Annotated in this window: 11 protein-coding genes; 3 read left to right on the top strand and 8 right to left on the bottom strand. The window is 39.0% G+C overall.

The genetic code is table 11. The features are described from left to right. Positions 1-9 precede the first annotated feature (9 nt). From nifB to nifH, 7 genes are all read right to left on the bottom strand, one after another. A complete protein-coding gene (gene nifB, locus BN6559_RS14195) occupies positions 10-2,637 on the bottom strand; it encodes a nitrogenase cofactor biosynthesis protein NifB (protein ID WP_110955336.1) in 2,628 nt (875 codons plus the stop codon). Positions 2,638-2,666: 29 nt separating this feature from the next. Next, positions 2,667-4,007 carry a nitrogenase iron-molybdenum cofactor biosynthesis protein NifE gene (gene nifE / locus BN6559_RS14190; RefSeq protein ID WP_110955335.1) on the bottom strand — a complete coding sequence of 447 codons (1,341 nt, stop codon included), beginning with the start codon at positions 4,005-4,007 and terminating at the stop codon, positions 2,667-2,669. A gap of 113 nt (positions 4,008-4,120) precedes the next feature. Next, a complete protein-coding gene (locus tag BN6559_RS14185; protein ID WP_110955334.1) occupies positions 4,121-5,485 on the bottom strand; it encodes a nitrogenase component 1 in 1,365 nt (454 codons plus the stop codon). Beyond that, positions 5,485-7,083, bottom strand: coding sequence for a nitrogenase molybdenum-iron protein alpha chain (gene nifD, locus BN6559_RS14180; protein WP_456060775.1), 1,599 nt, complete (start codon positions 7,081-7,083; stop codon positions 5,485-5,487). Before nifD ends, BN6559_RS14185 begins: the two co-directional genes overlap by 1 nt. Then, a complete protein-coding gene (locus BN6559_RS14175; RefSeq protein ID WP_110955333.1) occupies positions 7,083-7,487 on the bottom strand; it encodes a P-II family nitrogen regulator in 405 nt (134 codons plus the stop codon). The genes nifD and BN6559_RS14175 overlap by 1 nt, the downstream gene beginning before the upstream one ends. Positions 7,488-7,506: 19 nt before the next feature. Continuing rightward, positions 7,507-7,830: a P-II family nitrogen regulator gene (locus tag BN6559_RS14170; protein WP_110955332.1), complete on the bottom strand. Its 324-nt coding sequence runs from the start codon at positions 7,828-7,830 to the stop codon at positions 7,507-7,509. Positions 7,831-7,882: 52 nt separating this feature from the next. Beyond that, on the bottom strand, positions 7,883-8,704 hold the full coding sequence (nifH, locus tag BN6559_RS14165; protein WP_110955331.1) for a nitrogenase iron protein: 822 nt from the start codon (positions 8,702-8,704) through the stop codon (positions 7,883-7,885). Positions 8,705-9,220: 516 nt separating this feature from the next. On the opposite strand from nifH, the gene BN6559_RS14160 reads away from it, so the two are divergent. The 3 genes from BN6559_RS14160 (at position 9,221) to BN6559_RS14150 (ending at position 12,202) form a co-directional block, all read left to right on the top strand. Then, entirely contained in the window at positions 9,221-9,841 is a 621-nt protein-coding gene (locus BN6559_RS14160; RefSeq protein ID WP_110955330.1) for a Fe-only nitrogenase accessory AnfO family protein, read from the top strand. Between the two features lie 15 nt (positions 9,842-9,856). Further along, the gene (locus BN6559_RS14155; RefSeq protein ID WP_110955329.1) at positions 9,857-10,786 is read left to right on the top strand and encodes a hypothetical protein; all 930 of its coding nucleotides are present in this window, start codon (positions 9,857-9,859) and stop codon (positions 10,784-10,786) included. A 192-nt stretch (positions 10,787-10,978) separates the two neighbouring features. Further along, positions 10,979-12,202, top strand: a complete 1,224-nt coding sequence (locus tag BN6559_RS14150) for an ISL3 family transposase (RefSeq protein ID WP_110952828.1) — start codon at positions 10,979-10,981, stop codon at positions 12,200-12,202. Positions 12,203-12,345: 143 nt separating this feature from the next. Here BN6559_RS14150 and uvrA read toward each other — a convergent pair whose 3' ends face one another. Further along, a complete protein-coding gene (gene uvrA / locus BN6559_RS14145; protein WP_110955328.1) occupies positions 12,346-15,180 on the bottom strand; it encodes an excinuclease ABC subunit UvrA in 2,835 nt (944 codons plus the stop codon). Positions 15,181-15,223 lie beyond the last annotated feature (43 nt).

Below are 15,223 nucleotides of genomic sequence, written 5' to 3'. Positions count from 1 at the left end.
ACATGCTTTTTATTGATTGGCTGCCTTTTTCACTGCATCTTCAATACGATCGTACGTAACAACAATTCCGATTCCCATTTCTTTTAACCGTTTAGACGGTGAATCACCAATACGCAGCGTAAGAACACTATGACAATCCTTCACAGCCGTTAAAATGCTTTCCATTTTACTTGACTTCTCCTCACAATTTTCTACACCGGTACAATATTTTTCAACGTTGCGCCGTTCGACAAACTGCGCAGTACTTCCATCACTTTCATAGATATAGAACTCATTTACCTGCCCAAAATGCTGATCTACTAGCATCCCGCTTTTCGTCGCAACGGCAAACCGTTTTAAGGCTAAATCTTTAACTCCGTTCTTACTAGAATCCGTACAACTGCGATATTCGATAGAAACATCATTACCAAGTATCCCGATTGCATCGGCACGACATTGCTTGCAATGATACATCTGCTTAAGATGTACTTCACAGCGCTTGCGCATCGCCATGATTTCTTTATTACTCACAAGCGGCATCGTTTCAAAGGCACTGCCCTGCACAGGAATTAGCTGCATAATATTACTGATTTCACAGCCAATTTCTTTTACTTTTTTTATGACATCTTCAATGTGTGCTTCATTGACCCCCTTTAACATCACTGTATTTACCTTACAAATAATGCCGCGCTTCGTTAAATACTGCAATCCGCTCAATTGATTGCCAATTAAAATCCCCGCTGCACTTTCACCTGTATAGCGAATCCCCATATATTCCACATACCGATAGATCTGTGCTCCAACTTTTGGATCAATTGCATTTAGCGTGACAGTAACATGTGTCACACCTAAATCAATCAAATCTTGTGCATAAAGCGGCAGCATCAAACCATTCGTCGATAAACAAAAAGTTACTTCCGGATCGTATGCTTTAATCAGTTTTAACGTTTCTTTCGTCTCTGTAAAATTTGCCAAAGAATCTCCGGGACCGGCAATGCCAACAACTTTTAAATTCGGCATTTTTTCTTTTACCATCACATATTTTTGGAAGGCTTCCTCCGGTGTAAGAATTTCCGTCGTTACACCGGGACGGCTTTCATTTGGGCAATCATATTTTCTTACACAATAATTACATTGCACATTGCATTTTGGTGCAATCGGTAAATGAATTCTCGCATATTGACCAGCGCCGCAATTATAACAAGGATGTGTTGCCGTCTTTTCCGCAATCGTTTGCGAAGATGGGAGGGAAACTACCGCACCAGTAGATGCTTTCTGTTTTTTATCACTGCCCATATAATATTTCTCATAAAGTTCTTCACGAAAAGAGCGCTCTTTTGCTCCCAATAGAGTATTTGCAACACGATCCAGTAAACTTAACGATCCGGCATACCCAATCATTTGTATGCGTTGCCCGCCCACGCGATCATGGATCGGAAATGCACAACGTACAAGGTCAATCGAATGTTTCTCTGAAATTCTCCGTGCATCGGAATTACCAATCATCACATTTGCTTTTAAATTTAATGTTAATTGCTCAATCGTTTCAAAATCGGCATCGTCAACCATTGCATAGTTTTCGACAAATAACCCATCGGCAACTTTCTTGATCTGTGCTTCAATTTTTTCTTGAAATTTTGTGCAAGCAGCACCAGTCGCACTCACCACTGGGACAATACCATTTTCACAGCACAGATTGATGATCGCTTTGACGAAATCAGGTTCACCAAACACCGTTGCTCTGCCAAGCGCATTGTATTTATGAGAATCTACCATCGCATCAAGATAACGACCACGTTCCTTGGCTAACTCTGTGGAAATGACCCCACCCAATTCCACAATTTGCTTAATAAAAGTATCGGTCGCCTGTAATCCTACCGGCAAATCCATTCTTTTATAAGGGACACCATAGTGATCCGCTAGATATTTTGCCGGAGAAATATCATCGCTGACAAAGGTAGATAATTCTATTGTAAATTTAGCTCCGGCCATTTGGCTAATTTCTTCTAGCGAGGTGCCTTCACTTGGCAATCTATGATATACATCAACATGGACGCCGTCTAGATTTTCTGATAAATCCGGCAGTAGAATATACGAAACACCTAAGCCGTCTAGTAGTTGTTTTAGATAGCGCGTATCCGCTGGTGAAATCAGCCCCGTAATGATGTTAATTTTATTATTTTTTTTCGTATCCATTTCTACATTTGCAACAATTGCTTGTAAGGCTTTAAAAAACCCTTCATATTGTGTACCAGCATAGCCGGCTGTTGAAACTGGAATAATCTTTACCTTACAGTCAGGATGTGCCGTATAAAAATTTTTAATAATCGCCTTGATATCTTCACCGGTGGTTTCTGCCAAACACGTGGTAGATACGCCGATCACCTCGGGATTATATAAACGGATGAGATTTTCTAACCCTTTCATCAGATTGCTTGCGCCGCCAAATACAGTACCTTCTTCCGTTAATGAGGAGGAAGCGATATCAACTGGTTCATTATAATGCGTTGCCATGTGGCGACGTATATAGGTACTACAGCCTTGTGATCCGTGTAAAATCGACATACATTTTTTTATGCCATATAACGCAGTAACCGCTCCCATCGGCGTACACATTTTGCAAGGATTTACATTCAAATTTGTAAAATTCACTCCCATTGAAACCAGCCTCCTCTTTTCCCTCTTTCTTATAATAACTGCCAAACCGGACTGTTGATGGTTAGATTAATTTCTTTGGTAAAATTGATTACCCCTTCATAACCGGCTAAAGCGTGTTTGCGTTCATGATTGTGATCGCAAAAGGCAATGCCTAGTTTATAAGCAAGCGGCCGCTCTTTGACTCCGCCAACTAAAATATTTGCACCTTTTTCTTTCATGAAAGTTTCTAGTTCAGCCGGATTGGCATCATCTAAAATTACGGTATGTTCATTCACTAAACTTTGAATAACCGCATACTCTTCTTTTTTACCGGTCTGTGTTCCAACGACGACGGTTTCAATGCCCATTTCATTAAACTGCCGAATCAGTGAAATGGCTTTAACCCCACCGCCAACATAAATCGCTGCTTTTTTACCGAGAAGATTACGGCGATATTTTGTTAAAAAGTCTTGCAGTTTTGCCGCTTCTACTTCAGTAAAGGCTTGGGCCTTACGAATGACCTCTGCATCACCAATGGCATAGGCAACCCGCATTAGGGAATTGGTCGTATCCTCTACGCCGAAAAAGCTTACCTTTAAAAAAGGTATGGCTAGTTCTTCTTCCATGCGATTGGCTAAATAGGTACTTGACCCTGCACATTGCACAATATTTAACTCCGCAGTGGAGGCTTTGATCAAGGTATCATAAGAAGCATCCCCAGTGATCGTTGAAATAACATCGACACCGATTTTTTTAAAATAATTTTTAATAATCCACATTTCTCCGGCTAGGTTAAAGTCCCCTAAAATATTAATTCCTTTTTTAGGTTGTTCTGGTTTGGCATGTGGCTTTATCACTTGCATTAAAGCATCACAAGCCATTTTATATCCAAGTGTTTTGGTGCCGGAAAAGCCGGGTGCTTTGACAGGAACCACACAAATATTGTACTTTTGCGAAGCCTGCTTACAGACAGCTTCGATATCATCACCAATAACGCCCACAATACAGGTCGCATAGACGAACATTAATTTAGGTGAATGCTTGGTTACGATTTCATCAATGGCAGCGGTTAATCTTTTTTCACCGCCAAAAATAACATCTCTTTCTCTTAAATCCGTTGAAAAACTATTGCGATACAAATCGCTGCCACTAGAAAGGCTGCCGCGAATATCCCAAGTATAACTTGCACAGCCAATTGGCCCATGAACAATATGGTAGGCATCGGTAATCGGATTCAACACTACGCGCGCACCACAATATACACAAGCACGTTGACTCACAGCCCCCGATACACTTTCTTTTTCACAGGTAATACTTTTTCCATCTCCATTACAACAAAAATCTTTTACCATAATGGATTGTTTTCTCTCCTCAAGTATCCTTGCTTCCATAGCTAGCCCTCCTTTAAAAACAAAATAAGCAAAATAGACCCTTGAACAAATGAAATACATCTTTGTATCAAGAGTCTATTTTGCTTTCTTTACTTATTGTACCTCACATTTTTTTACATTACAAGTTCCAGATCTTCATCTGCACAATCACGATCTTGGCGATCCATTAACGCATTGCTAATCAATTCAACCAAACGAATCGCTCCTTTATAACCGACAATCGGCATATAAGAATGGACATAACGGTCAAGGATTGGAAAACCAGCCCGAACAAAAGGAATATCCTCCGCTTTTGCAATCTGTTTTCCATAGGAACTGCCAATCAATAAATCTACCGGCTCATTTTTGATCCATTGATGAAGTTCAAATAAATCTCCCGCCGCTTTTGCTTTACAATCCGTCACACCAAATTTCTCAAATAAAGCATTGGCTTTTTTCGTGAAACTTTCAAATGGCGTACCTGTAAGCACATATTTAGGAATCATACCCATTTCCAATACCAAAGTTGTAATACCAAGTACAGTATCAGGATCACCATAGATTGCTACGGTTTTCTTATCATAATGTGCATGGGAATCCAACATAATATCAACCAGTTGCCCCCGTTCCTCTTCTAAGGCGTATGGTACTTCGGTCTTAGCGAAATGTGACAATGCAGTTACATAAGCATCGGTTGCTTCAATCCCAATCGGAAGTGGTAAACACGAAAAATCAACTTCGCATTTGCGTTTTAACTCCATTGCTGGTTCCATACTGGTAAGTTCACCGAGTGCCAATATTTTTTTACAATCACCTAGGCCAATGATTTCAGGAATCGTTGTACCACCTTTCGGATACATTTCATAGTTGCCTGTCATCGGTGCATCCATAACGCCACTGGTGTCAGGGAACATTATGAAATCAGCCCCCATTAATTTCGCAATTTTTTTCATTTCACGCATATCGCCAGGATTGGTGAAACCAGGGAAAATACCAATCTTACCATTGTCTTCACCTGTATTTTTTGCTAAATATTTGATGAAACCACACATCATATTGAAATAACCACTGATATGTGACCCGGCATAACTTGGTGTATTGCTATGCAGTACGATTTTTCCTTCTGGTATTTCCATCTGTTGAATATAGGTGTTAAGGTCATCACCAATCGTTTCACTCAGACAAGTGGTGTGAATCGCAATAATATCAGGATTATAAATATCGAAAACATTTTTAACCGCTGTTTTTACATTACTGCCACCGCCAAATACTGAAGTTCCTTCGGTGAAAGAACTCGAGGAAGCAATTGCCGGCTCTTTAAAATGTCTGGACAAAAACATGCGATGAAAGGATACACAACCTTGTGACCCATGGCTATGCGGCATACATTTATGCACACCAAGTGCCGCATAGACTGCACCAACCGGTTGACAAGTTTTGCAAGGATTAATTCTAAGCCCTTTACGTTCAATGATTTCTTTTGGCGTCAAGTCTAGCATTACTCCTCACCCCCGATCTTTCCTTCTAGTGTTGGAACTGTGCGCCATGGTGGAGTTACATAATTCCACACTGGTGTGGAAACGCCCATCGTCGTATCTCTAGCGAAATTAACTGCTCCTTTAAAACCGGCATAAGGGCCGCTATAATCATAAGAATGCAATTGCCTGGATACAACGCCTATTTTTTGAATCACGTATTTATCTTTAATGCCTGAATAAAAAATATCAGGTCTGAATAATTCGATTAACTGCTCAGTTTCATAATGATTAAAGTCATCGACTACCACTGTACCATTGCCCATATCTTTAATCATCCCAGCATACGCTTCTAAATCAATGGTCTTAGACAATTGCTCGAATTTTTCCTTGCTGAGTAGTAAACGGAAATGTTTTTCATCTGGTGTAACCGTCATTTCCTCGATATTTTTACTATCCGCATCTGTTTTGATGGTTGGAATCACTTCCCGCCCTTCATAATCATCGCGATGGGCAAATTCGTAACCGGCTACCACCGTCTCTACGCCTAGGTCAGCAAGTAAGTTTTGATAGTGATGAGAACGCGATCCCCCGCAGAATAAACCAGCTTTTTTCCCTTGTAATCTTGATTTATAATAGGCCATATCATCCGCAATATTTGCAAGTTCATCGGCGATCACAGCTTCTGTCCGCGCGGTCAAATCCGCATCATCAAAATACGCTGCCATTTCACGTAAGGAACGAACGGTTTCATCGACGCCGATAAAGTTAACCTTGATCCAATCAATGCCATACTTCGTTTTCATCATTTCTGCAATATAGTTGATGGAACGATGGCATTGCACTAAATTTAAGTTTGCTGTATGCGCATTTTTTATTTCTTCATAACTGCCATCACCGGTAAATACCGAAATCACTTCGTAGCCAATTCTTTTCAAAATACGAGAAGTTTCCCAACCATCGCCACCAATATTATATTCTCCTAAAACATTCACGGAAAACTTTTTCGTTGGCACTGCATCTCCAGTACCAATTACATATTTCATTAAGCTATTATTGGCGATATGATGACCACCGGATTGACTGACCCCTTTATAACCTTCACAGCTGTAAGCAACGCATTGTATTTTATATGTTTCTTCTGTCCAAGTCGCTACCGCATTAATATCATCACCGATTAAGCCAACTGGGCAAGTGGAGCAAATCATAATACACGATGGTTTGAAAAGCGCAATTGCTTCAGTAATTGCCTGTTTTAATTTTTTTTCACCACCAAATACAATATCTGGCTCTTGCATATCAGTGGAAAAACTATATTCAATAAAGTTTCTACCATCATCGTCAGCTTTTGCTTTACTACGACGCGTTCCCCAAGTATAAAAACCACAACCAATTGGGCCATGCGTGATCGTCACAACATCTTTTAAGGGGCCCAAAACAACACCTTTACAGCCAGCATAACAACAACCGCGATTCGTCATAACCCCTGGTATTGCTCGGCTATTGGCTGCGATGCTTTGAGGATTCACAGCATCATCCAGCTCAACGATATGATCTTTGCGGTTTTTAAAAACCCGCGCAGAATACTTATCTAAAATTTTCGTCCTTTTATCCACAGCCATTACCTCCTATCTGTCAAATCGCTTTCTCTTAGGCGACATTCTCCTGTTCTAATATTATAGCCTTCTATCACTGGCATAACGAAAATTCTACCATCACCAGGCTTGCCTGTCTGATTTACTTTTATAATCGTTTTCACTGCCAAATCTACTTGCTGATCATCTACAATGAGCGTAAAAGCACGTTTCGGCACAAGCCGTGTACCTTCCGATAAATGTTCACCAATCGAATCGGCAGGTACAGAACCAGCATTCTCCATGATGACTTCAATTGCTTCTGTCGCAAGTGGTTTTTTGCCACGGCCCACAGCTTTTGAAAAGTTAAACGCCGGATAACCAGCTTTTGCAAGCGCCTGCTTGGTCGGGTTTACCATATTCATCCGTATAAAAGCCATAATTTCTCTCATTTTATAGCCACCCCTTCCCTTATAAGCCCGCTTTGCCTGAACTGATCGTATATGCCTCCAGTACTGGACTCACGAAAATACGTCCATCACCGAAATTACCTTCACCGGTCTTCGCGTTTTTCAAAATAATTTTGATGATATCGTCTTTATCTTCATCATCGGCAAAGATAATTAATAGCTCTTTCGGCAATTCATCATAATGTACCTCGCCGACAACAATCCCTTTTTGACGACCACGGCCATACACTTCTTCTTTGGTTACCCCCGAATATCCAGCATCAGAAAGCTCCGATAATACAAGGTTAGATTTCTCCGGTCTAACAATTGCTCTAATCATGATCATGATAGTAAACTCCTCTCAACATTGCTCTTTTGCTTACATTTGCTATTTAGCTTCAAATATCCATCAATCCATGTTCCATAAGCAATTCTTCCAAACGTTCTTGCGTCAATGGTTTGGGAATAACAAACATTTTATTTTCATCAATTTTTTTCGCAAGTGTTCTATATTCATCTGCCTGGCCGCATGCAGGATCAAATTCAATGACTGTTTTTTTATGAATTTCAGCTCTTTGCACCATGTTGTCACGTGGTACAAAATGAATCATTTGTGAACCAAGCTCTTTAGCGAATGCTTCCACTAGTTCAGCTTCACCGTCCACTTTACGACTGTTACAAATGATACCACCCAAGCGTACCCCGCCTGTTTGTGCATATTTGGTAATCCCTTTTGATATATTGTTCGCTGCATATAACGCCATCATTTCACCTGATGCAACAATATAAATTTCTTTTGCCTTCCCCTCACGGATTGGCATTGCAAACCCACCACATACAACATCACCAAGTACATCATAAAAAACATAATCAAGATCTTCTTCATATGCCCCAAGGCGTTCTAATAAATTAATGGATGTGATGATACCACGACCGGCGCAGCCAACGCCTGGTTCCGGGCCACCGGATTCTACACATTTAATGCCGGAAAAACCTGGTTTTAATACAAGATCTAGTTCTACGTCGTCGCCTTCTTCTCTTAATGTGTCAAGCACCGTTTGTTGTGCTAATCCGCCTAAAATTAAGCGAGTTGAGTCTGCTTTAGGATCACAACCAACAATCATGATTTTTTTGCCCATTGTACCAAGACCAGCATTTAAATTTTGTGTTGTCGTAGATTTACCAATTCCACCTTTACCATAAATAGCTACTTGTCTCATAAGAAAACCCTCCATCTCATTTCACTTAATTTTTATTTAAAGTATGATCATCACCAACTTGCCTTGGAAATGATTTATACTTTATCCCCTAGAAATCAAAAAACAGTCTTAATTATAGCAAACGCTCATAATTAAGACTGTCTCTGTCTTAGTACTACCTTATTAATTTTTTAAATAATATTTTTAAAAAACTTAAAATATTTTTGTTTAAATTGTTTATACGGTAACTATAATTTAAAACTTTCTCTCTGTCAACAGCCATTTTCATGTAATTTTTTTTTAATTATCGCAATATTCTGACCTGAAAACGATTTGATTTTTAAATTTAAGCGATTTTATTTTTGGCTTTAAAATTTTTTGTTTCTTATTAAAACACTTTTGTTTTCGACAAAAATATACATCTTGCACTTTCATAAAAATTTTGTATACATTTTTAATTATTGACTTTTTATATACACATCGTTATAGTATTTAAATTATATAAACTTTAATTTACAAAGAAAGGGCGTGATCGATATGGCAGAGAAAATTGCTGTAACCTTCAAAGGACAAACGGACCTTGCTAAGTTAAGCGAAGCAAATACGCTTATCGTCTTTGAAAAACGAAAGAATGATTGGATCGCGAGAAAACAAATACCTTATCAAATTGATTTATCAACCAATCTGCAAGACATCAGAAATCAAGTACGCAATTTAATTACTAAATTAGATGATTGTAAGATCATTGTCAGCCAGTCTATTACTGGCCTTGCATACAATGTTTTTGATCGTATGGGCTTTCATATATTTGAAATACCTAGTTTTCAAACAACCATTTTAAATGAAATTCTTATGGATATCAATAACAATACAGAGAATATCAAGCGAGATGAAGCGATACCAACCACGCCTATTGAGACTGTTGATGGTATTTATTTTTTAGATCTCATTCAATTGCAAGAAAATCGCCCTGATATTTCATCCAAAAAAGCTTTACAATCATTTTTACACAATATTCCATTTGTAAAATTAGACGTACTCTGTTCACACCTTCCCCCTTGGCTAGAAACGTTTGAATACACAAACCAATTTGATATTATCAGAAAAAAGCGTGGCGCAGCGATACTTGTAACAATTACAAAAAAAATCTGTAAATAGTGAGGATGATCAACGATGGACATTGCAACAAATTATGGTACACTTCTGGATTGCACCCGTGAAGAATATCACCCCAATGGGATCTTAGCAGGCTGCATCCTCCAAGAAAAAAACATTGTGAAAACAACGGTTGGCGATTTGGTGCCGCAATATCATTATGATGACTTACGACGTAAATATATCAATTCCCTAACCTTTTATGAATCGGGGGATTTAAAAAGCATTTCCCTCGAAGTGAGCACTCAAATCCAAACGCCAATTGGTAAATTTCCCGCTGAATTCCTCACCTTTTATCCCACCGGTGCAATCAAGAGATTGTTTCCCCTCAATGGCAAACTCAGTGGTTACTGGTCGGAAAACCAAGAAAATGAGCTGACAATGCCCTTTGATTTCGATTTTAAATTTGCAAAATTCACTGCCAAGATTATCAGCTTATATTTTTATGAAACAGGGAAGCTATGTAGTTTAACCTTACATCCAAGCGAGGTAATAGACCTTACTACGCCCGTTGGTACGATCGCTGTAAAAACCGGTTTTTCTTTGGATCAGCACGGCAATCTAACTTCCGTGGAACCTGCTAGCCCAACACCAATTGCAACGCCCATTGGCAAAGTCCATGCTTTCGATCCACAAAGCATTGGCATCCACGCGGATCGCAATTCTCTCCAATTTAATGAAACTGGAGATATCGCATCCATAAAAACCATCGATCAATTTACCATTACAACAAAAGAAACCATTGATTTTATCAAACCTATTGAAAAAATCAAACCTCTAGATGATCATGATACCATCCGCTTGCCCCTTACCTTAACTTTTACGGATACTGATGTTATGATTACGAACTCTACAGAGCATCGTTATCCGCTCTCTGATAGCAAAGTTACGATCATGCCAACGAAGTGCACTTCCAGTAATTGCGATAGTTGTGGACAATGCACATAAAAAAACAGCAACAATACCAAACAACGATTATGCAAATGTTAACTGAAATAAGTAAAATAAAGGCTCTATAATAAATGTTGTGGTTTTGATGAAAATCAAAACTACAACATTTATTTTTTTGCATACAAAAAGACATGGGAGATTTCTAGTAAAATATTAATTGACCAAAACTAACATCTAGGAGAAATCGCCATGTCCAATATGAATTTTATCACATCTATTATGCATTTACCAGAAAACAGTTTAAAACTCATCGATGATCATACTTTTTTACTCACCTTACCTGTAAAATCCCATGCCTGCCCTCATTGTCAGACACAAACTTTAAAAATTCATGACTATAGACATCAGCCTGTTAAAACTTTGTTGCTCTCAAATACAGAGTTCCTCCTTGTCTATCGCAGACGCAGGTACAGATGTTCCTCTTGCGGGAAAGCTTTTTCTGAACAGAATTCTCTTCTTTCCAAATACCAGCGAATGTCTCGTGAACTTATTGCTAAAATACTTCAAGAACATGGGTTTTTGGTTACTTCTACCGATATTGCTCACCGATATAAACTTTCAATCTCTACGGTACAGCGTTTGTTTAAATCGGTTTCTCCCGCTTCATCTAATCTTTCCTCATCTATCTCGATTGATGAGTTTAAAGGCAATGCTGGCGCAAAATTTCAGGTCGTCATAAACGATCTGAATAACTACACTTGCTTAAATATTATTGAAGATCGTTCTCCGGATATCCTTTATGCAAAGATCCTTGCCTATCCTTTAGCCGAGCGCTTAAAAGTTAAGCATGTGAGTATAGATTTAAGTTCATCCTTTAGAAAAATGGCCAAAGAATGCTTTCCGAATGCCAAAATTGCAGCAGATAAATTTCATGCGGTACGAATGGCAAATGACGCTTTAAATACCATTCGAAAGCAGGTGCAAAGCAACCTTCCAGAAAATCAGCGAAGGTATTTTAAACGTGCTAGATATCTTATGCTCACTAGAGAAAAGAATCTTTCTAACGATGAAGACCGTGCAGCTTTGCAAGTCATGCTGAATTACTCAGAGGATTTATCTGCTGCCTACGCAATGAAAGAAGTTTATTTTGATCTTCTTGACAGCAAAGACAGCAAGCAATTTATACAAAAGCTGAAAGGATTTCAAGCAGCCGTAGAAAAGCAAAATTTGAAACCCTTTCAAACTTTATGGAATACAACGATTCAGTGGAAAACGGAAATCCTACATGCAATAGCAACCGGCTATAACAATGGCTTTACAGAAGGATGCAATACGACAATAAAGAACCTAAAAAGAATATGTTACAGCTACAGAAATTTTGATAACTTTAAACGGCGCATTATCTATTTATTAAACAATCCGGAAAGAAGAAAAGTGCGAAAGAAACGAATTTTTACAGAAATCTGCATATAAAAAGACAGGATGGATTTTTCCATCCTGTCTAAACCACAACATTTGACAAAGAGCCAAAATAAAGTGGTATAAACAGCTATAAATAGCCGTTTATACCACTTTAATATTTGACCCCATCTGCCAGCTGATAGGGTTAATTTATCTTATTCTACATCCAATTTTTCTTCAAGCAATGGCTTCAAAAACTGACCTGTATAAGATTCTGGCACAGCAGCGATATCTTCTGGTGTCCCTTTTGCAACAATGGTACCACCTCTGAATCCACCCTCTGGGCCAAGATCAATCACATAATCTGCAGTCTTGATTACGTCTAAATTATGCTCGATCACAACGACTGTATCCCCACATTCAACAAGACGTTTCAACACTTCCAATAATTTATGAATATCTGCCGTATGCAAACCCGTTGTCGGTTCATCAAGAATATACAGCGTTTTACCAGTGCTGCGCCGTGCTAGTTCCGTTGCAAGTTTGACGCGCTGTGCTTCACCGCCGGAAAGCGTCGTAGCTGGTTGTCCTAATTTTATATAGCCAAGTCCAACATCTTGTAAGATTTGTAATTTACGCTGTAATCTCGGAATATTTTTAAAGAATTCTGCTGCATCATCAATTACCATATTGAGTACATCGGAAATTGACTTTCCTTTATAATGTACTTCTAACGTTTCACGATTATAGCGGGCACTTTTACAAACTTCACAGGGAACGTAAACATCCGGCAAAAAGTGCATTTCAATTTTGATAATACCGTCTCCATGACAAGCTTCACACCGCCCACCCTTTACATTGAAGCTAAAACGCCCAGGCTTATATCCACGCATTTTCGCTTCATTGGTTTGACTGAACACTTCACGAATATGATCAAATAACCCTGTATAGGTGGCAGGATTCGAACGTGGTGTTCTGCCAATCGGGGACTGATCAATATCAATAATTTTATCAATATATTCTATGCCGCGAATTTCTTTATACGATCCTGCTTTACCACGTCCTTGATAAAGTTTGCTCGCCAGCCCTTTATATAAAATTTCATTGACCAAAGTAGATTTTCCTGAACCGGAGACCCCTGTTACCGCAGTAAATAATCCAATGGGAAATTTCACATTGATATTTTTTAAATTATTTTCCTTAGCGCCAATGACTTCAAGCCACTTACCATTCGTCTTTTTACGCTCTTTCGGCACAGGAATATATTTCTTTCGACTTAAATATTGCCCGGTAATAGAACAAGAATTTGCTTTAATTTCCTCTACCGTACCTTGTGCGACAACATGTCCCCCACCTGCACCTGCAACCGGACCTATGTCAATAATATGATCCGCAGCATACATGGTATCTTCATCATGTTCTACCACAATCAACGTATTGCCAACATCACGTAAATGTTTTAAAGTCGCTAATAAACGATTGTTATCGCGTTGGTGCAGCCCAATGCTCGGCTCATCCAGAATATAAAGCACTCCCACAAGGCCTGATCCAATTTGAGTAGCAAGTCGAATTCGCTGCGCTTCCCCACCGGATAAGGTTCCTGCAGCCCGATCCAAAGTCAGATAGTCTAATCCAACATCCAATAAAAAGCCAAGTCTAGCATGAATTTCTTTCAAAATTTGTGCTGCAATCATTGTTTCTCTTGCATTCAATTCTAAATTCGCAAAAAAATCTTTACATGCAGCGATCGTTAAACAAGTAACTTCATGAATATTTTTCCCGCCAATTTGAATCGCCAGCGTTTCTGGTTTTAAACGTGCGCCATTACAAACCGGACATGTCTTACTGCTCATATAACTCTCATATTCTTCTTTTTGCATATCTGAGTGAGATTCGCTATAACGCCGATTGAGCATTGGCATCACGCCTTCAAATTGCGAATTATATTCCTTGTATTCGCCATACATATTTTCATAATGGTATTTAAATTTTTCCTCACCAGAACCATATAAAATAATTTCTTTCACTGGCTCATCTAGATCATCCCAAGAGCTGTCTAAAGAATAACCATATTTTACAAGAACAGCATCAAGCTGACACATTGCATAAGAATTTATGTTTTTTGATAACGGTGCAAATAATCCATCTATAAAACTTTTATTTGTATCCGGCATCACCAGATCAAGATCAAACTCCATATTATTCCCCAGCCCGCTGCAAGCCGGACAAGCTCCGAACGGACTGTTAAAAGAAAACATGCGCGGTGCAATTTCAGGCAGACTAATCCCGCAATCTACGCAAGCAAAGTTTTGACTAAACATCAATTCCTCGCCATCAATAATTTGCACTAACACTACACCTTCGCCTAACGTCAAAGCAGTTTCTAATGAATCTGCCAACCGTTGACCAATCCCTTCACGAAGTACCAGCCGATCTATCACGACTTCAATTGTATGTTTTTTATTTTTTTCTAATTTAATTTCATCATTTACATCTTGTATTTGCCCATCAATTCGTACTCTGACATAGCCATTTTTACGGATAGAATCCAATATTTTTTGGTGCTCACCTTTCTTTCCACGCACCACTTGTGCCATTACCATAATCTTTGTCGATTCTGGCTGCAATAACAATTGATCGACCATCTGATCAACGGTTTGCTGTGAAATCATTTTACCACATTTTGGACAATGCGGACGACCAGCACGCGCAAACATCAGACGAAGATAATCATAAATTTCCGTAACAGTTCCTACTGTAGAACGAGGGTTGCGGCTCGTTGTCTTTTGGTCAATAGAAATCGCGGGAGATAAGCCTTCGATATAATCTACATCAGGTTTATCCATTTGCCCCAAAAACTGCCGCGCATATGCAGAAAGTGACTCCACATACCGTCTCTGCCCTTCAGCATAAATCGTATCAAACGCCAAAGAAGATTTTCCTGAACCACTTAAACCCGTTACAACCACCAATTGATCACGCGGAATTTCTATATCAATATTTTTTAAGTTGTGCTCTCTGGCACCTTTTACGACAATTTTATCTTTCACTGCAAATTCCTTTCCCTGCATCTCATATAACGATTTTATCTAT

This window comes from Massilibacillus massiliensis (assembly GCF_900086705.1).
In the GTDB taxonomy this organism is placed as follows: Bacteria; Bacillota; Negativicutes; order FLKF01; family FLKF01; genus Massilibacillus; species Massilibacillus massiliensis.
This window is presented reverse-complemented; position numbering and strand designations above follow the sequence as displayed.

Bases quoted from the DNA above. Each gene is read 5' to 3' on its own strand.
- BN6559_RS14175 (WP_110955333.1), bottom strand. From the start codon at position 7,487: ATGAGAGAAATTATGGCTTTTATACGGATGAATATGGTAAACCCGACC.
- BN6559_RS14155 (WP_110955329.1), top strand. From the start codon at position 9,857: ATGGACATTGCAACAAATTATGGTACACTTCTGGATTGCACCCGTGAA.
- nifD (WP_456060775.1), bottom strand. From the start codon at position 7,083: ATGGCTGTGGATAAAAGGACGAAAATTTTAGATAAGTATTCTGCGCGG.
- nifH (WP_110955331.1), bottom strand. From the start codon at position 8,704: ATGAGACAAGTAGCTATTTATGGTAAAGGTGGAATTGGTAAATCTACG.
- BN6559_RS14160 (WP_110955330.1), top strand. From the start codon at position 9,221: ATGGCAGAGAAAATTGCTGTAACCTTCAAAGGACAAACGGACCTTGCT.
- BN6559_RS14150 (WP_110952828.1), top strand. From the start codon at position 10,979: ATGTCCAATATGAATTTTATCACATCTATTATGCATTTACCAGAAAAC.
- BN6559_RS14185 (WP_110955334.1), bottom strand. From the start codon at position 5,485: ATGCTAGACTTGACGCCAAAAGAAATCATTGAACGTAAAGGGCTTAGA.
- BN6559_RS14170 (WP_110955332.1), bottom strand. From the start codon at position 7,830: ATGATCATGATTAGAGCAATTGTTAGACCGGAGAAATCTAACCTTGTA.
- nifB (WP_110955336.1), bottom strand. From the start codon at position 2,637: ATGGGAGTGAATTTTACAAATTTGAATGTAAATCCTTGCAAAATGTGT.
- nifE (WP_110955335.1), bottom strand. From the start codon at position 4,007: ATGGAAGCAAGGATACTTGAGGAGAGAAAACAATCCATTATGGTAAAA.